The sequence below is a fragment of the Thioprofundum lithotrophicum genome (genome assembly GCF_055387065.1).
Genome location: NZ_AP042379.1, coordinates 1,239,077 through 1,256,284 on the forward strand (window position 1 = coordinate 1,239,077; position 17,208 = coordinate 1,256,284).

16 protein-coding genes are annotated in these 17,208 nt (G+C 66.0%); all 16 read right to left on the reverse strand.

Annotation, left to right across the window (positions count from 1 at the left end; all coding sequences use genetic code 11):
- Window positions 1–68 precede the first annotated feature (68 nt).
- The 16 genes from ntrC to ACZ5BH_RS05960 all read right to left on the reverse strand — a co-directional run bounded on the left by ntrC (window position 69) and on the right by ACZ5BH_RS05960 (window position 17,132).
- Complete coding sequence (gene ntrC, locus ACZ5BH_RS05885; RefSeq protein ID WP_464890984.1) at window positions 69–1,469, reverse strand: nitrogen regulation protein NR(I); 1,401 nt, start codon at window positions 1,467–1,469, stop codon at window positions 69–71.
- Window positions 1,470–1,485: 16 nt separating this feature from the next.
- Window positions 1,486–2,544 (reverse strand): nitrogen regulation protein NR(II), encoded by a 1,059-nt coding sequence (gene glnL, locus ACZ5BH_RS05890; protein WP_464890985.1) that lies wholly within the window; start codon window positions 2,542–2,544, stop codon window positions 1,486–1,488.
- Window positions 2,545–3,017: 473 nt separating this feature from the next.
- Window positions 3,018–3,605 (reverse strand): DUF4124 domain-containing protein, encoded by a 588-nt coding sequence (locus tag ACZ5BH_RS05895; RefSeq protein ID WP_464890986.1) that lies wholly within the window; start codon window positions 3,603–3,605, stop codon window positions 3,018–3,020.
- A 205-nt stretch (window positions 3,606–3,810) separates the two neighbouring features.
- Window positions 3,811–5,217: a glutamate--ammonia ligase gene (glnA, locus tag ACZ5BH_RS05900; protein WP_464890987.1), complete on the reverse strand. Its 1,407-nt coding sequence runs from the start codon at window positions 5,215–5,217 to the stop codon at window positions 3,811–3,813.
- Between the two features lie 184 nt (window positions 5,218–5,401).
- Window positions 5,402–6,556, reverse strand: coding sequence for a cation diffusion facilitator family transporter (locus ACZ5BH_RS05905; RefSeq protein WP_464890988.1), 1,155 nt, complete (start codon window positions 6,554–6,556; stop codon window positions 5,402–5,404).
- 66 nt (window positions 6,557–6,622) lie between these two features.
- Window positions 6,623–6,856: a sulfurtransferase TusA family protein gene (locus tag ACZ5BH_RS05910; RefSeq protein ID WP_464890989.1), complete on the reverse strand. Its 234-nt coding sequence runs from the start codon at window positions 6,854–6,856 to the stop codon at window positions 6,623–6,625.
- Window positions 6,853–7,896, reverse strand: coding sequence for a tRNA (5-methylaminomethyl-2-thiouridylate)-methyltransferase (locus ACZ5BH_RS05915; protein WP_464890990.1), 1,044 nt, complete (start codon window positions 7,894–7,896; stop codon window positions 6,853–6,855). Before ACZ5BH_RS05915 ends, ACZ5BH_RS05910 begins: the two co-directional genes overlap by 4 nt.
- Window positions 7,897–7,971: 75 nt before the next feature.
- Entirely contained in the window at window positions 7,972–8,541 is a 570-nt protein-coding gene (locus ACZ5BH_RS05920; protein WP_464890991.1) for a hypothetical protein, read from the reverse strand.
- 139 nt (window positions 8,542–8,680) lie between these two features.
- A complete protein-coding gene (locus tag ACZ5BH_RS05925) occupies window positions 8,681–9,934 on the reverse strand; it encodes a class II fructose-bisphosphate aldolase (protein WP_464890992.1) in 1,254 nt (417 codons plus the stop codon).
- Between the two features lie 360 nt (window positions 9,935–10,294).
- A complete protein-coding gene (locus ACZ5BH_RS05930) occupies window positions 10,295–10,651 on the reverse strand; it encodes a hypothetical protein (protein WP_464890993.1) in 357 nt (118 codons plus the stop codon).
- Window positions 10,652–10,700: 49 nt separating this feature from the next.
- Window positions 10,701–11,009: a hypothetical protein gene (locus ACZ5BH_RS05935; RefSeq protein WP_464890994.1), complete on the reverse strand. Its 309-nt coding sequence runs from the start codon at window positions 11,007–11,009 to the stop codon at window positions 10,701–10,703.
- Window positions 11,006–11,866 carry an ion transporter gene (locus ACZ5BH_RS05940; RefSeq protein WP_464890995.1) on the reverse strand — a complete coding sequence of 287 codons (861 nt, stop codon included), beginning with the start codon at window positions 11,864–11,866 and terminating at the stop codon, window positions 11,006–11,008. Before ACZ5BH_RS05940 ends, ACZ5BH_RS05935 begins: the two co-directional genes overlap by 4 nt.
- A gap of 12 nt (window positions 11,867–11,878) precedes the next feature.
- Window positions 11,879–14,209: a nitric oxide reductase activation protein NorD gene (locus tag ACZ5BH_RS05945; RefSeq protein ID WP_464890996.1), complete on the reverse strand. Its 2,331-nt coding sequence runs from the start codon at window positions 14,207–14,209 to the stop codon at window positions 11,879–11,881.
- 50 nt (window positions 14,210–14,259) lie between these two features.
- Window positions 14,260–15,069, reverse strand: a complete 810-nt coding sequence (locus ACZ5BH_RS05950; protein WP_464890997.1) for a CbbQ/NirQ/NorQ domain-containing protein — start codon at window positions 15,067–15,069, stop codon at window positions 14,260–14,262.
- 143 nt (window positions 15,070–15,212) lie between these two features.
- Entirely contained in the window at window positions 15,213–15,623 is a 411-nt protein-coding gene (locus ACZ5BH_RS05955; RefSeq protein ID WP_464890998.1) for a ribulose bisphosphate carboxylase small subunit, read from the reverse strand.
- Between the two features lie 87 nt (window positions 15,624–15,710).
- Window positions 15,711–17,132 carry a form I ribulose bisphosphate carboxylase large subunit gene (locus ACZ5BH_RS05960; protein ID WP_464890999.1) on the reverse strand — a complete coding sequence of 474 codons (1,422 nt, stop codon included), beginning with the start codon at window positions 17,130–17,132 and terminating at the stop codon, window positions 15,711–15,713.
- Between the last annotated feature and the right edge of the window lie 76 nt (window positions 17,133–17,208).

Consider the following 17,208-nt stretch of genomic DNA (forward strand, 5'->3'; position numbering starts at 1 on the left):
ACTTTGCCTGCATTATGCCGCCAAGGCAAGTGGGGGAAAGCCGCCACACCTCGATTCGCGATTGAACCTCAGACGTCGTCCAGGCCCAGTTCCCTGATCTTGCGGGTGAGGGTGTTGCGGCCCCAGCCGAGGAGGCGGGCGGCGTCCTGGCGGCGGCCGCCGGCCTGTTGCAGGGCGGTGCGGATCAGGGTCTTCTCGAAGGCGGGGAGGGCCTTGTCGAGGAGTTCGGTTTCGCCGCCGGCGAGCTGGCGGGCGGCCCACTGCTGGAGGGCTTCGACCCAGTCGCCGGCCGGGCGCTGGCGGCTGCCGTCCTGCGCCAGCTCGGGGGGGAGGTCGTCGAGGTGGATGGTCTGGCCCGGCGCCATGACCGTGAGCCAGCGGCAGGTGTTCTCGAGCTGGCGGACGTTGCCGGGCCAGTCGAGGCGGGAGAGGTATTCGGCGGTCTCGGCATCGAGGGTCTTGGGATCGGTGTCCAGTTCCTCGGCGGCGCGGCGCAGGAAGTGGCGGGCCAGCAGGGGGATGTCCTCGCGCCGCTCGCGCAGGGCGGGGAGGTGGATCCGGATCACGTTGAGGCGGTGGAACAGATCCTCGCGAAACTCGCCGGCGGCGACCCGTTCTTCCAGGTTCTGGTGGGTGGCGGCGATGATCCGCACGTCCACCTTGATGGGCTGGTGGCCGCCCACCCGGTAGAACTCGCCGGAGGCCAGCACCCGCAGCAGGCGGGTCTGCAGCTCGGCGGGCATGTCGCCGATTTCGTCGAGGAACAGGGTGCCGCCGTCGGCCTGCTCGAAGCGGCCCTGGCGGGTGCTGTTGGCGCCGGTGAAGGCGCCCTTCTCGTGGCCGAAGAGTTCCGATTCCAGCAGATCCCGGGGAATCGCGGCCATGTTGAGGGCGATGAAGGGCTTGCCGGCCCGCGGACTGTGGCGGTGCAGGGCGTGGGCCACCAGCTCCTTGCCGGTGCCCGATTCGCCGTTGATGAGCACGGTGATGTTGGAGCGCGAGAGGCGGCCGATGGCGCGAAACACCTCCTGCATGGAGGGCGCCTCGCCGATGATCTCCATCGACACCTGCTCGGCGCTCTCCGGTGCGCGGTGCAGCTCGCGGTGGTGCTTGATGGCGCGCCGCGCCAGTTCCACCGCCTCGTCCACGTCGAAGGGCTTGGGCAGGTATTCGAAGGCGCCGCCCTGGTAGGCGGAGACGGCAGCGTCGAGATCCGAGTGGGCGGTGATGATGATCACGGGCAGATCCGCATGGGCGGCATGGATCCGTTCCAGCAGTTCCAGCCCGTCGATGCCGGGCATGCGAATGTCGCTGATGATGGTGTCCGGCTGTTCGCGGTGCAGGGCGTCGAGCACCGACTCGGCATCTTCGAAGCTGCGCACGGCCATGTCGGCCTGGCGGAAGGCCTTCTCCAGCACCCAGCGGATCGAGCGGTCGTCGTCCACGACCCAGACCTGTTCCTTGCTCATGACTTGCGTTCCTGGTTCATTGAATTGGTAGCAACAGGGTGAACACGGTGCGCCCCGGCACCGAGTGCAGGGTGATCGCCCCTTCGTGCTGCTGCACGATGTTCTGGGCGATGGACAGGCCGAGGCCGGTCCCGTCGGCTCGCCCGGTCACCATGGGAAAGAAGATCCGCTCCTGCATCTCTTCGGGGATCCCGGGACCGTTGTCGATCACCTCGATGCGCGCCGCCAGGGCATGGCGCTGCCGGCCGATGGTGCACATGCGCTCGATCCGGGTGCGCAGGGTGATGCGGCCGGTTTCGTCGTCCACCGCCTGGCGGGCGTTGCGCACGATGTTGAGCAGCGCCTGCACCAGTTGATCGGCATCGCCCAGCACCTCGGGGATGCTGGGATCGTAGTCGCGCTCGAGGCGCACGCCGCCACGCTCCTCGGCCTGCATGAGGCGCAGCACCCGTTCCAGCACGGCATGGATGTTCAGGGACGCCATGCGCGGCAGGCGCACGGGGCCGAGCATGCGATCCATGAGGGTCTGCAGGCGGTCGGCCTCGTCGATGATGACCTGCGTGTATTCCTTCAGTTCCTCGCTGTCGAGCTGGCGTTCCAGCAGCTGCGCCGCGCCGCGCAGGCCGCCGAGGGGGTTCTTCACCTCGTGGGCCAGGCCGCGCAGGATCTCGCGGGTGGTGCGTTCCTGGGCCAGCTTGCCCTCTTCGCGGGCGATCTGCAGCAGGCGGTTGACCGGATGCAGTTCCAGCAGCAGCTCCTGCGGCTGGCCCGGATCCAGCAGCGGCAGGGCCGTGAGGTCGAACATGGCCCGCGGCTGGTTGCCCAGGCCCAGCGCCACTTCGTGGCGGGTCAGGGGGTGCTGCTCCTCGAGCACGCCCCGTATCTGCCGGGCCAGGCCTTCCTCTTCGTCGATCAGGGCGTGGAACGGCTGCCCGAGCAGATGCCGGGCGCTGACGGAAAACAGGTTCTCGCCGGCCGGGTTGATGTATTCCAGCCGCAGCCGCCCGTCGAACAGCAGCAGGGCGGTGGCCATGCCGTCGAGCACCCGCCCCTGCACCGATTTGTCATCGCTCATGACAGCCACCATGGCCTGGGTTGTGCAAAAACCAAACCAAACCCGCAAGGACGTTCGAAGACGCATGGGGTTTCCGGGTTATCAAAAAATATTGTCAATATAAACAACAGGTTGGGAATGGGCGGCGGTCGGCCAAAAGCTGGCGACGGGTGGAAAAGGGCGATATGTGGGCAAACAGGATAACCGATGGGCGGATTATTTGCACCAAATTGGTGCAAACTGGGTGGCGTGTCGGGCTGAAGCCCGCTCGGCATGATCTCGGGTTAAATGAAAGTTCCAAATACCGGATCAGTCAGACGGGGGTATCTGATACCAACATCGCCCTGCGGGACAGGGAGCCGTTTCGTGACGCGCCGTGAATACATCCCTGTAGGCTCTACGGCCGCATCCCTGCGGCCGAAGGTCACGAAACGGCTCCCTGTCCCGCAGGGCTCAGTGCACACGACGCACCATGGTCTGATATTTGGAACTTCTTATTGGGGCAGGCCGGTCGGGGTGGAGGGGGTCTGGCCGAGGGGGACCGGGCCGCCGGCGTAGCGCAGGAGATGGAAGGTGATGACGGGGGTGCGCTTGACCACCTTGCCGTCGGCGTCGAGAATTTCCGCCTGCAGGGTGTGGGTGCCGCGATCCACGTTGCGCAGGATCAGGGTGAGGCCGCCGGCGCCTTCGATGGGATTGCCGTCGAGCTTCCAGCGCAGCCGGTCGCCTTCGACGATGCCGGGCTCGAGGGCGAGCTGGGCGGTCAGGTTGCCGGCGTTGCTGCGGATGGCTTCGTCGTCCTTCGGCCGCAGGATCTCGAAACGGGTATAGGCCGCAGCGTGTTCCTCGGCCTGCTTGCGGGCGGCGGCCTTGCGATCGGCGGTGGTTTCCGCCGCCTTGAAGCCGGAGGGCTTGGGCATGGTGATGATCGTGCCCCTGGGGACGTTCATCAGTTCGCCGCCTTCGATGGGCTTGTCGCTGTATTCGACGGTGCCGTCGGGATGGACCTTCTTGTAAACCTTTTCCTGTGCCGCGAGGGACAGGGAAAGGCTCAGGGACAGCAGCAGGATCAGGATGCGCATGCCCCGAGAATAGACGAATCGCTGTGGCAGGACAACCGAAAGGAGAATCGCCGGTTCCGGAACACCGACATGCGGGCGTTGCCGGCTCCGCTGCGCTTGCGCCAGCCTGCATCATGGCTTTTTCAGAACGCGGAAAGGGGGTCGCACAGACGAAAACGCCCCCGCAAATGCGGGGGCGTTTTCTCTTGCGCTGACGGACCGTCGATCAGAGCGAGTAGTACATGTCGAACTCGACGGGATGGGTGGTCATGCGCAGGCGCGTGACTTCTTCCATCTTGAGTTCGATGTAGGCGTCGATCATGTCGTCGGTGAACACGCCGCCGGCGGTGAGGAAGGCGCGATCCTTGTCCAGGTTCTCCAGGGCCTCTTCCAGCGAGGAGCAGACGGTGGGGATGTCCTTGAGCTCTTCCGGCGGCAGCTCGTAGAGATCCTTGTCGGCGGCATCGCCCGGGTGGATCTTGTTCTGGATGCCGTCGAGGCCGGCCATGAGCATGGCCGAGAAGGACAGGTACGGGTTGCCGGTGGGATCCGGGAAGCGCACCTCGATGCGTCGGGCCTTCGGGTTGGAGACGTAGGGGATGCGGATGGAGGCGGAGCGGTTGCGGGCCGAGTAGGCCAGCAGCACGGGGGCCTCGAAGCCGGGCACCAGACGCTTGTAGGAGTTGGTGGAGGCGTTGGTCAGGGCGTTGAGGGCCTTGGCGTGCTTGATGATGCCGCCGATGTAGTACAGGGCCAGCTCGGAGAGGCCGCCGTACTGATCGCCCGAGAACAGGTTCTGCCCGTCCTTGGCCAGCGACTGGTGCACGTGCATGCCGTTGCCGTTGTCACCCACCAGCGGCTTGGGCATGAAGGTGGCGGTCTTGCCGTAGATGTGCGCGACGTTGTGCACGCAGTACTTGAGGATCTGGTTCCAGTCGGCGCGGCGCACCAGGGTGTTGAACTGGGTGCCGATCTCGCACTGGCCGGCGGTGGCCACTTCGTGGTGATGCACCTCGCAGACCACGCCCATCTCTTCCATGGCCAGGACCATGGCGGCGCGCATGTCGTTCAGGGAGTCGACCGGGGGCACCGGGAAGTAGCCGCCCTTGGGACCGGGACGGTGGCCGATGTTGCCGTCTTCGTAGACCTTTTCCGAGTTCCAGTCGGCCTCTTCCGAGTCCACCTTGTAGAAGGCGCCGCTCATGTCGGCCCCCCAGCGCACGTCGTCGAGGACGAAGAACTCGGGCTCGGGACCGAAGTAGGCGGTATCGGCGATGCCGGTGGACTTCAGGTAGGCCTCGGCGCGCTTGGCCAGGGAGCGGGGATCGCGCTCGTAGCCCTGGCCGGTGGCCGGCTCGATCACGTCACAGGTGAGGATCAGGGTCGGCTCGTCGGTGAAGGGATCCATCACGGCGGTTTCGGCATCGGGCATCAGGATCATGTCCGACTCGTTGATGCCCTTCCAGCCGGCGATGGAGGAACCGTCGAACATCTTGCCGTCGGTGAACAGATCGGCGTCCACGGTGTGCGCCGGCACCGAGACGTGTTGCTCCTTGCCCTTGGTGTCGGTGAAACGGAAGTCGACGAACTTGACTCCGTTGTCCTTGATCATCTTCAGAACGTTGTCAGACATGTGAGCCTCTCCAGAGATTGAAAAGTGTGGCTAGCGTGAAAAAACCGATGCCCACCTGGTGCATGAAACATGCCACAAGGCAAGCGATTGTTTTCAAAAGGAAAGCGTGACATTCCCCCGAAACTGACGGTCTTGGTGCACCAGAATGGAACACCTCTGTTATTGTTTGCACCAAAACAGTGCTTCATTGAAAGCACAGATCCACCCGCGAAACACAGCGTTCCGGGACCGCGGCCTCGCGGAACCGCCGTGCCAGTGCCTCGGCCGAAGTCTCGGCCAGCGTTTCCACGGGCAGGTGCAGAATCACCTGGATGTGCCCTTCCAGATAGTGCAGGGTCACGTCCAGGATCTGCCGGGCCGCCTCGATCTCCTGCCAGTGGCGCAGCAGACGCTCCAGCAGTTCGCTGCGCAGCGGCAGATCCGGAGGCGAGGGTACCGCTTCGTCGTCCTCCGGGTCAATGTGCACCATGACATCGGTCACCTCGTCGATCTCGGCGATCACCCGCCGGCGCACCGTCTCGCTGACGTAATGGCCCTCCGACACCGAGATGGTGGGCGAGACCTGGATGTGCACGTCCACCAGGGCCTCGCCGCCCATGCGCCGGCTGCGCAGGATGTGCAGGGAGATGACCCCGTCCACGTCGAGGATCGCCTTGCGGATGGCCTCCACCCGCTCCGGCTCCAGGGCCGTGTCCACCAGTTCGCGCACCGCGTTCCAGGCCAGATCCCAGCCGATCTTCGCGATCATCAGGCCCACGCCGATGGCCGCGAGGCCATCCAGGTACCAGTAGCCGGCCATGGCCCCGCCGACGCCGAACAGCACCACCACGGAGGACAGGGCGTCGGAACGGTGGTGCCAGGCATTGGCCTTGAGCATGGGCGAGTTGTGACGCTCGGCCACGAACACGGTATATCGGTAGAGGATCTCCTTCGACAGCACCGACAGCCCGGCCACCACCAGCGCCGCGGCCCCCGGCAGGGCATGGGGCTCGCCCTCCACCAGCCGGTAAACCGCGTCCAGGGCGATGCCCACCGCCAGGCCCATCAGGGCGATGCCCAGCGCCACGGTGGCGATGGTCTCGAATCGGCCGTGGCCGTAGGGGTGATCCTCGTCGGCGTCCTGATGGGCATGCCGGGCGGCATACAGCACCACCGCGTCGGTGACCAGATCCGAGAGGGAGTGGATGCCGTCGGCGATCAGCGACTGGGAGTGGGCCAGGAAGCCCACCACGATCTTCACCACGGCCAGCAGGAAGTCCACCACCGCGCCGATGACGGTGATCCGCACCGTCTCGTCGTGGCGGTGCTGGCGGGCGGTTTTTTCGGGGGAATCGGTCATGTGATCATTGATTTTCGCGGCTCGCGCTGCTCCTGCAGGCGTTTTCTTCTTTCCTTCCGGGGCCGGTCATCCCTCGCCGACGGTGATGGTGATGAGGATCTCGTCGCCCTGCTCCTCGATCGACTCGACACTGTGGCCGTTGATCCGGCACCAGGCGGGGATGTCGTTCTTCACGCCGGGATCGGTGGCGATGATGCGTAGGCGCTGGCCGGGCTGCATATGCTCGACGGCGTCCTGGGTGCGGATCACCGGCAGGGGGCAGAGCAGGCGGCGGGCGTCGAGTTCGCGGGTTTCGCTCATACGTGCCAGGCCGGATCGATGTCGTTGGGATGCAGGGGTTCCACCTCGAGGCGGCGGGGCTCGCCGCCGGGGGGCGTCACTTCCAGCGCCACTTGGGGGGCGCTGCGGCCCTGGCCGTAGCGGGCCGCGATGCGGGCGGCCAGTTCGATGTCGTCGTCATTCACCTCGCCGTCGATCAGCACCAGCGGACCGCCGTGGCTGACGGTCTTCAGGCTGGTGAACTGCTTGCGGTAGCCCTCCAGGAACTTTCCCTCACCCTCGTCGCGGGCGATGATCAGCTTGAAGTGAGGCCGCGGGCGCAGGTGGCGGCCCACCTTGAGCAGCATGATGTCGTCCAGATCGTAGTCGCGGCTGGAGCGGTGCTGCCACATGTCCACCAGCTTGTCGGCGTAGGCCTTGTCGGTGAGGAAGCAGCAGCCGCCGGCAGGCGTGGCCCAGTCGCGAAAGCCGAACTGCTCGGCCAGGGCCATCTGCGGCTTGCGGGTGCGGCCGGAAAAGTCGTAGAGCTTGTCCCGATCCACCCAGCCCTCGCGCTCAGGCAGGGTGGGCGGCAGATGCTTGGCGCACAGCGGACGCAGCAGCAGATCGCCCGCGCCCGATTCGCGGGCCACCACCGGCATGGTGTCCTTGCGCTGCGACATGGGCCGCTGGCCGACCACCTCGCCGGTGATGATGAAGTCGAAGCCGTGTTCCCGGATCCATTCGTGGGCCTTGCGCACCATGAAGCCCTTGCAGTCGAGGCAGGGGTTCATGTTCTGGCCGTAGCCGTGTTTGGGGTTGAGCAGCACGTCCTTGTACTCCTCGATCACGTCGACGATGTGCAGCTTGATACCGAGCTGCTCGGCCACCCACAGGGCGTTGTTGCGCTTCGGCCGCTGCCGGTCCTTGCTGCGAATGGCGTGGGTGTGGCCCTCCACGCAGAAGCCGGTGAAGAAGTTGATCCCCTCCACATGGATGCCCTGCTCCATGATCACCTTCGCGGCGAGCATGGAGTCGAGCCCCCCGGAGATGAGGGCGATGGCCTTGCGCGGTTCGGACATGGAAAAAACCGGTGGAATTCAGGGGATTGGGGACCGGTCAGGATACCATAATCGGGGGGCTTCCACCCCACCCAATCAGTGCCTCAGGCGGGGATTGCCGGAGAGGGGTTCGGCGCCGGTGTGGCGGGCGAGTTCGGTGCGGGCGCTGCGGCTTCCGGTGTCGGTCCAGAGGTCGTGGGCCTGGAGGGGGGAGAGGCCGACGGGTTGGCCGCCGACGCTGCGGATGGCCTGGAGGATGTCCATGGCGGAGACGAATTCCTCGGCCAGGCGTTCGAACAGGCGGGCCAGTTCGTTCAGGCCGTCGGCCAGGCTGTGATAGGCGCTGCGGCCCAGATCCACGTAGTAGCTGACCCGCACCCGGCGCCGTTCGGCCCGTTCCGGGAACAGGCCCGAGTAGAGCAGGCACTGATCGCCCACGTCACGCAGGGATTCGCTGCGCTGGCGGGCCTGCTGGTGGAAGGATTCGAGGAAGTCGAGGGCGAGGATGCGGCTGGCCATGTCGGGCCGGCGCAGCCAGCGCATGAGGGTGAAGACCAGATAGCTCTCCAGCTCTTCGTCGAGCCGCACGCCGGCATGTTTCTCGGCCTCGGCCACCAGCGACTGCCACTGGGCCACGTCGCCGGTCGGTTCCAGGATTTCGCTCATGATGCACCTTCCCGGGATGACTGCCTTCTCCGATCCTGATCATCGTCTCCGCGCAGCGGAAACTTGAATCGGCCGCTTCGATCAAACACCAATCGGGCCTGGCAGGCAAGCCCCGGGAGTGCCAGAACCCGCTTTCAAATCAGTACTTTGGCGATTCTCCCCCGGCCGGGAGCAGGGTCAGGGCCAGCTCGCCTTCCGGCTCGCCCGGCAGCGGCGCGTCGATGGAGCGGCAGTTCACCGACAGCTGTTCGCCGAGGCGGGACTGCAGATAGCGGCGGCGGAAGGCCTTCCAGTCGGGATGTTCGGGGAAGGATTCGGCCGCCGCCTCGCTGGTGAAGCGCACCCGCAGCAGATGGCGATAGCGCCCCGCCGCCTCCACGATGTCGCCGGCGAAGGTCTCGCGCACCCCCGGCAGGCCATCGAGCACCTGGCGGGCGCGCAGCAGCAGGGCCCGGCGCTCGGCAGCCTCGAGACCGGGGGTCTCGAACAGCAGCAGGTATTCGACGGGGCTCTGGGGGCGGCAGCGGGAGAGCACTTCGGCGGCCCGCCCGGCGGTGCCCCACAGGCGCAGGCAGCGGATCACTTCCTCGCGGATGGCTTCCTTCACGCCGCGCTTGAGATCGGTGAAGCTGCCGTCCCTGGCCTGCTTCATGCGCGCGCGCATGGTCTGGGCGGCCACGTCGGAGAGGGCGGTGAAGTAGTTGATCTTGGCCACGCCCGCGGCGGTGAGGCGGCGGAACTGATCTTCGTTCAGGCCGCTGCCGCCGTGGATCACGAGGGGCACGTCCACCAGCTTGCGGATCTGCTTGAGGCGGGGGAAGTCGAGCCGCGCGCGCTGTTTCGCCCGGCCCTGCACGGTGCCGATGGACACGGCCAGGAAGTCCACCCCGGTACGCTCCACGAACACCCTGGCCTCGGAAGGCACGGTGAGGGCGGTTTCGCCCGGGTGCTGTTCGGCGCCTTCGCCTTCCTCGCCGCCCACGTAGCCCACTTCGCCCACCACCGGCAGGCCGCAGGCATGGGCGATGGCCACCGCCTCGCGGGTGGCCTTGATGTTGTCGGGCAGGCTGAGATCGCTGGCGTCGATCATCACGCCGTTGACCCCGAGGCGGATGGCGCGGATCACCGAGTCGAGGCTGCGCCCGTGATCGAGCTGCACGGCCACCGGCACGCTGGCGCGGCGGGCGGCGGCTTCCACCGCCGGCAGCATGAGCTCGAAGTCGTAATGGGCGAAATGGGGTTCGGCGATGGAGAGGATCACCGGCGCCCGGCACTGCTCCGCCGCCTCGATCACCGCCTCGAGAAAATCGAGGCTCACCAGATCGAAGGCGCCGACCGCGTAGCTGTTTTCATAGGCGTGGTACAGCATGTCCCGCATGTCGACCAGAGCCATCGTTTCTTCCTCATGTAGTGGTCCGTGCGCCGGGCGCGGATCGTTTTATCAGGTTATTAATCGTCTCAAAATTGTTTTTACGACCCTCCCCGTAGGGCGGCTCAAGCGCAGCGGAGCCGCCATGGCAGGATGACACGCTTTTTGCCGGTTCCGCTGCGCTTGAGCCGGCCTACGCCCGCTCCAGACCGGTGCCGTTTGCGTCAGCACAATTTTGAGACGTTTACGTTTAATAGTTCGGTGCGCTGCTGCGCGAGCGCACCCTACGCAACGGGGGCAACGACGATTTTTCCATCCAACAACCTCTCTGCCCTCTGCGTCTCTGCGATCTCTGCCTTGTTTGCAGGGATCCAGCGTGAAACGTCACCGTGCCCGCAGCCGCCGCGCCAGCTCTTCCGCCATCGCCGTCAGGGCCCGGGCGCGATAGCGGCTGGCGGCGAAATGATAGTAGTTGAGCTTGCAGGGCACCGGCGTGTGCAGGGCCGTGCGATGCCGATCCTCGAACTCCACCCAGGCGAGGATCGGCAGATCGTTCTGCCGCGCATTGGCGCAGATCAGCGCCTGCGCCTCCACGATCATCACCACGCCGGCCTGTTCCGGCAGGGGGATGCGGATCGGCAGGCGCAGGTGCAGGCGCGCCCGGCGCCACAGGTTGTACAGGGGCGCATCGAGGCGATCGGCCCGCTGGGCATAGTACGGGACTTCATCCAGCCGGCTCATCTGCCCTCCTCCCCTTGCCTTGTGCGCCCTTGCGGTGCCCGCGGCGGGCTCAGTCGTCCTCGGCGAACACGCTGGCCGGATCCCAGCCCTGTTCGCGGGCCCGGGCCCAGGCCTCGGCCTGGATCCGTTCATGCCGTTCGCGCAGATCCGGCGGCAGGTTGGCCACCCGGAAGCCGTAATTCGCCCACTGGTCCTGCACCTGCTCCCAGAGCCTTTCGATGCGCTCCGGCGTCCAGCCCTTGCAGGTCTCGCTTTCCGGAATGAGACCGAACACCCAGGCGTCTCGGATGATCTTGCCCGTGTCGGTCATGCCGCCATAGTGATCGGCGTCGATGCCGGGATAGGGTTTTCTGCTCATCCTTCCTCCCTCCGCTGCAGTTGGGCGCGCAACTGGCCGATTTCGGCCCGCAGCGCCTGAATGTCGGCGTGCAGGTGCCTTTCCACTTCGACCCCCACCGTGGCCACCCGTTCCTCGATCTGTTCGTGCTCGGCATGGGCGTAGCGCTGGGTGGCGTCGACGATGATGGCGATGAACAGGTTGAGCATGGTGAAGGTGGCCACCAGGATGAAGGGAATGAAGAAGGCCCAGGCCCAGGGATGGCTCTCCATCACCGGCCGCACGATGCCCATGGACCAGCTTTCCAGGGTCATGATCTGGAACAGGGTGTACAGCGACTTGCCGATGCTGCCGAACCATTCGGGATAGCCCTCCGCGAACAGGTTGGTGGCGATCACCGCGAACACATAGAAGAAGATCAGCAGCACCAGGACGATGGAACCCAGCCCCGGCACGGCGGCCAGCAGGGCGCCCACCACCCGCCGCATGCTGGGCACGGTGGACAGCAGGCGCAGCACCCGCAGGACGCGTAGGGCCCGCAGCACGGCCAGGGGCCCGGTGGCGGGCACCAGGGCGATGCCGACCACCAGGAAGTCGAATACGCTCCACGGGTCGCGCCAGAAGGCCAGCCGGTGCACCATGAGCCGCGCGGCGATCTCGAACACGAACACGGCCAGGATCGCCCGATCCAGCCCGCGGATCCAGCCTCCGGCGGCCTCCATGGCCGCCGGCCAGGTCTCCAGCCCCAGCAACACCGCATTGATCAGGATCAGCGCGATGATGCCGCGCTGGAATGCCGGCTGCTCAATCAGGCGCGCCAGGCCGCCGGTGACGCTGCCCGGGGATGGCTGCCGGTGTCCTTCGTCCCTCTCCGACATGCGCGGGACGGCTCAGCGGGTGAGGCTGGCGAACAGGGTCGGCAGCTTCTCCGGCAGCCGGTTCACGTTGTCGATGATGGTGTAGTTGTTGGCCCCGAAGATCCGCGACACGTAGCGATCGGCTTCCGGATCCAGGGTCAGGCAATAGCTGAGGATGCCGTTGCGCTGCAGTTCCTCGGTGGCCTTCTTGGCGTCCCAGCGCAGATACTGGGGGTCGCGCTCGTCGATGTCGGCCGGCTCGCCGTCGGTGACGATGAGCAGCAGCTTGTGCTTTTCGGGGCGCTGCATCAGGTGATGACCGGCGTGGCGCATGGCCGCGCCCATGCGGGTGGACAGGCCGCCCTTCATGCCGGCCAGGCGGCTCTTGACGTCTTCGTCCAGCGGCTGGTCGAAATCCTTGAAGCGGTAGTACTGCACGTCGTGGCGGCCGTCGGAGGCGAAGCCGTGCACGGCGAAGGGATCGCCGATCCCCTGGATGGCGGTGGAGACCAGGGCGCAGGCCTCGCGGGTCAGTTCCAGCACGGTCTTGTCGGAGCCGCGCACGGTCTCGTTGGTGGACTCGGACAGATCGAGCAGGATCAGCACCGCCAGGTCCCGGCGGTTGATCACCGAGCGCATGGTGATCCGCATGTCGGGCTGCAGGCCGATGCGCAGGTTGACCATGGCGTCCACCGCGGCGTTGATGTCCAGTTCGTCGCCGTCCTCCAGCTTGCGCTGGCGGGAGACGCCCTGGGGCCGCAGGCGGTCGATGATCTGCTTGATGCGGTGGGTGATGCCCTTGTTCTCGGTGAGCACCTTGTCGATGATCTCGGGATCGCCGCGGCCCTGGCGGCGTTCGAACACGGTCACCCAGGAGGGGCGGTGGAGCTGCACCTGGTAGTCCCACTCCGGGTAGTGGAAGGGATCGGAGATGGGCTCCTTGCCTTCCATCTCGTTGTAGGAGACGCCTTCGTCCTCGTAGGGAAACAGCTCGGAGGAGAGGACCCAGATTTCCTGGGCGTCGTCGCCGGCGGTTTCCACGTCCACCTCGTTGACGAACTCCATGAGCGAGACGTGCTTGCGCACCTGGCGCTGGCTGGCCGGCAGGTAGGCCGTGCCCTGATCCCAGGAGAACTCCTCGGCCGACCAGATGAAACGGTTGTCGTCGCGGTAGGGGATGGCCAGCGATTCGAGGATCCGCAGGCTGGGCATCTCGCGCCGGGCGGTGAGCACGTTGAACAGATCCAGCCCCAGGTTGACGCTGAACATCGTGTCGTCGCGGTTGGCGGCGATGTTGGCGTGGAAGTTTTCCACGATGGCGTCGAGGGCCTCGTCGCCGATCCGGGTTTGCGGATCCAGCAGGGCCAGGGCCACCTTCTCCAGCAGCTGCATGCTGGGGTGTTCGTACTGGCGTTCCTCGCCCACGGTCATCAGGCGCCGCCAGAGGGTGCGCATGCCGGGGAAGTCGCTCACCGCGCAGTATTCCACGCGGGCGTCCTCAAAGAAGCCGATCATGTACTGCTGGGCCGGGGAGAGGGCCTCGGCGTTGACCGGCTCGGCGGTGTAGACCATGTGTGCGGCCATGTGCGCGGCCATGGCGCGGTACAGATCGAGGCCGGAGATGTCTTCCAGATCGTCCACCGCGTCGGGCAGGTGCATGGCATGGCCCTCGATGAAGGGCTTGAAGCCGGCGAAGTCGGCGGCGGTGGGGCGCAGGAAGAAGTCGCGGCCCCAGAAGGCGCGCAGGTAGAAGTTGAGCTTGCGCTGGTTGTCGATGAACAGGGTGCCGCGCCGCTCCTGCTGCAGGACCGCCTTGGAGTCCTCGCTTTCGAGGCCGAAATAGGCGGCCTGCTTGGGCAGATCGCGGCGGTAGGCGTCGGCGCCGAAGTCCACCCAGCGGCGCAGGCCGGAGAGGGTGAGCTTGGAGAGCAGTTCGTCGATCACGCCCAGCATGGGCCGCAGGCCGCGCGGGGCCCGCGCCGACAGGCGGTGCAGCAGTTGCAGGTAGGCGCGCAGCAGATCCGGGTCGCCCAGGCGGCGGGCCACGGTGGGCAGGGTCTGCAGGGTGAGCACCAGCACTTCGCCGGAGACCATCGAGGCCAGCTTGAGGATGGCCGAGGCGGTGTCGCGCAGGATGTCCTCGCCGCACTCCTTGACCACCACCGGCATTTCGTCGAGCCAGGTGACCACCAGCGCCGGGCCCTTGCCCAGGCTGACCATGCCCTTGGCCCCGTTGAGCCAGTCCTGCAGGCCCTGGGGCGACATGACCCGCGCCGCCTCGTGGAAGGTGGCGTCGAGGGTGTCGGCCAGCTCGGGGGCGGCGGCGATCAGCTCGTCGCGGTACTCGTCGAGGGAAACGCTCATGCTGCAGACCTCACATCGATGGCCCGTGGCCGGGCGGGGAAACGTCCGTCTCAGCCGAAGAAGGTGTTGACGGCCGCTTCCAGGGTGTCGCGCATGTCGGGATCGTCGGTGATCGGCTCCACCAGCGCCATCTGGCAGGCGGCGTTGGCCGGAATGCCCTTGGCGATGAGCTGGCCGGCGTAGATCAGCAGGCGGGTGGACATGCCCTCGTCGAGGCCGTGCCCCTTGAGGTTGCGCGAACGCTGGGCGATCTGCACCAGCTTGCCGGCCACGTCCTTTTCCACCCCGGCTTCGTGGGCGATGATTTCCGCTTCCACTTCGGTGTCGGGATACTCGAAGCTCATGGCGCCGAAGCGCTGCTTGGTGGACTGCTTCAGATCCTTCATCATCGACTGGTAGCCGGGGTTGTAGGAGATGACGATCTGGAAGTCGGGGTGGGCCTTGACCAGCTCGCCCTTCTTCTCCAGCGGCAGTTCACGCCGGTGGTCGGTGAGCGGGTGGATGACCACGGTGGTGTCCTGGCGGGCTTCCACCACCTCGTCGAGATAGCAGATGGCGCCCATGCGCGCGGCGATGGTCAGCGGACCGTCCTGCCAGCGGGTGCCATTGATGTCGAGCAGGAAACGCCCGACCAGATCGGAGGCGGTCATGTCCTCGTTGCAGGCCACGGTGATGAGCGGCTTGCCCAGCTTCCAGGCCATGTACTCCACGAACCGCGACTTGCCGCAGCCGGTGGGGCCCTTGAGCATCACCGGCATGCGCACGGCGTAGGCCGCTTCGTAGCGCTCCACCTCGTCGGCCACGGGCCGGTAGTACGGCTCCTCGGTGATCAGGAAGTCTTCACGCTTGACATCGCTCATGACGAAAATCCTCGTGCCGGTTGATTCGGATGGGTCCGGCAAACTTGCCGGATCAGCGCCGCCCGCTGGCGGCGCTCATCGAGCAAGTCTGCGCTTCGGGCGGGCTGCCGGAGCAGCCCGCCCTCCGCACTGGCAGACGTGCCTCAGTGGCCGAAGCCCTTGACGACGGCGGCCAGCTCGATCATCTCGAGCTTCTTGTCGTCGATGGGGGCCACGTAGACCACCATGTTGGCGCCCTGGGTCTGCTTGTAGTTGTCATAGCCGATCAGGCGCACGTGATGGCCGGGGTTGGCCTTCTTGCACAGCTCGATCTCTTCCAGGATGCGATCCACGTCGGTCTCGCCGAACATGGGCAGCTTCCACATGTACCAGTAGTGGCTGGAAGCGAACTCGGGCTCGGTGTGCTCGATGGCCGGGTTCCAGCCCTGGTCCACGATGTACTGCACCTGCTTGCGGATCTGCTCCTCGGTCATGGCGGGCAGATAGGAGAAGGTGCCGTACTTGCGGCTCTTCGGGTCGGAGACCCGGGACGAATAGTCCTGAACTTCACTCATTGTCGGTTTCCTCTTCGATGATTCAGTGGGCGTGGCACCGTGGCCTGCATTCGCATCGCAGGCCACGGGCACCCGTTCGCGCAAGGCTTACTTGTGCGAGACGTCCAGCTTGTCGACGGTGTCGAACTCGAACTTGATTTCCTTCCAGGTTTCCATCGCCATCTTCAGCTCGGGGCTGTGCTTGGCGGCGTTGGTGAGAATGTCCTTGCTCTCCTTCTCGAGTTCGCGGCCTTCGTTGCGGGCCTGCACGCAGGCTTCCAGGGCGACGCGGTTGGCCGCCGCACCCGCGGCGTTGCCCCACGGGTGGCCGAGGGTACCGCCACCGAACTGCAGCACGGAGTCGTCACCGAAGATGGAGACCAGTGCCGGCATGTGCCAGACGTGGATGCCGCCGGAGGCGACGGGCATGACGCCGGGCATGCGGCCCCAGTCCTGATCGAAGAAGATGCCGCGGCTGCGGTCTTCCTTGATGTAACCGTCCCGCATCAGGTCGATCCAGCCCAGGGTGGCTTCACGGTCGCCTTCCAGCTTGCCGACGACGGTGCCGGAGTGCAGGTGGTCACCGCCCATGGCGCGCAGCATCTTGGCCAGAACGCGGAAGTTGATGCCGTGGCGCGGGTTGCGGTCGATCACGCCGTGCATGGCGCGGTGGACGTGCAGCAGCAGGCCGTTGTCGCGGCACCACTGGGAGAGGCTCTGGTGGGCGGCCCAGCCCAGGGTCAGGTAGTCGGACATGATGATCGGCGTGCCGATTTCCTTGGCGAATTCGGCGCGCTTGAACATCTCCTCGACGGTGGGCGCGGTCACGTTCAGGTAATGACCCTTGCGCTCGCCGGTCTCGGCCTCGGCCTTTTCGATGGCTTCCTGACAGAACAGGAAGCGATCCCGCCAGCGCATGAACGGCTGGGAGTTGACGTTCTCGTCGTCCTTGGTGAAGTCCAGACCGCCACGCAGGCACTCGTACACGGCGCGGCCGTAGTTCTTGGCCGACAGGCCCAGCTTGGGCTTGATGGTGCAGCCCAGCAGCGGGCGGCCGTACTTGTCCATCTTGTCCCGCTCGACCTGGATGCCGTGAGGCGGCCCCGGGCAGGTGGTGACGAACCACAGCGGGAAGCGCACGTCTTCCAGCCGCAGGGCACGCACGGCCTTGAAGCCGAACACGTTGCCGACGATGGAGGTGAACATGTTGACGATGGAACCTTCCTCGAACAGGCCCATCGGATAGGCGATGAAGGCGTAGAAGGCTTCGTCGTCGCCGGGCACGTCCTCGATGGCGTAGGCGCGGCCCTTGTAGTAGTCCAGATCGGTCAGCAGGTCGGTCCACACGGTGGTCCAGGTACCGGTCGAAGACTCGGCGGCCACGGCGGCAGCGGCCTCTTCGCGGGGTACGCCCGGCTGCGGGGTGATCTTGAAGCAGGCAAGAACATCGCTGTCTACCGGGGTGTATTCCGGCATCCAGTACGTTTCGCGGTACTCCTTCACGCCCGCCTGGTAAGTTTTTTCTGCCATGGATAGCATCCTCACATTGGTTGAGATTGCGGCAAGCCGGCGCGGGGCCGGCCTCCCTCTTGCTCGCACCCGCCAG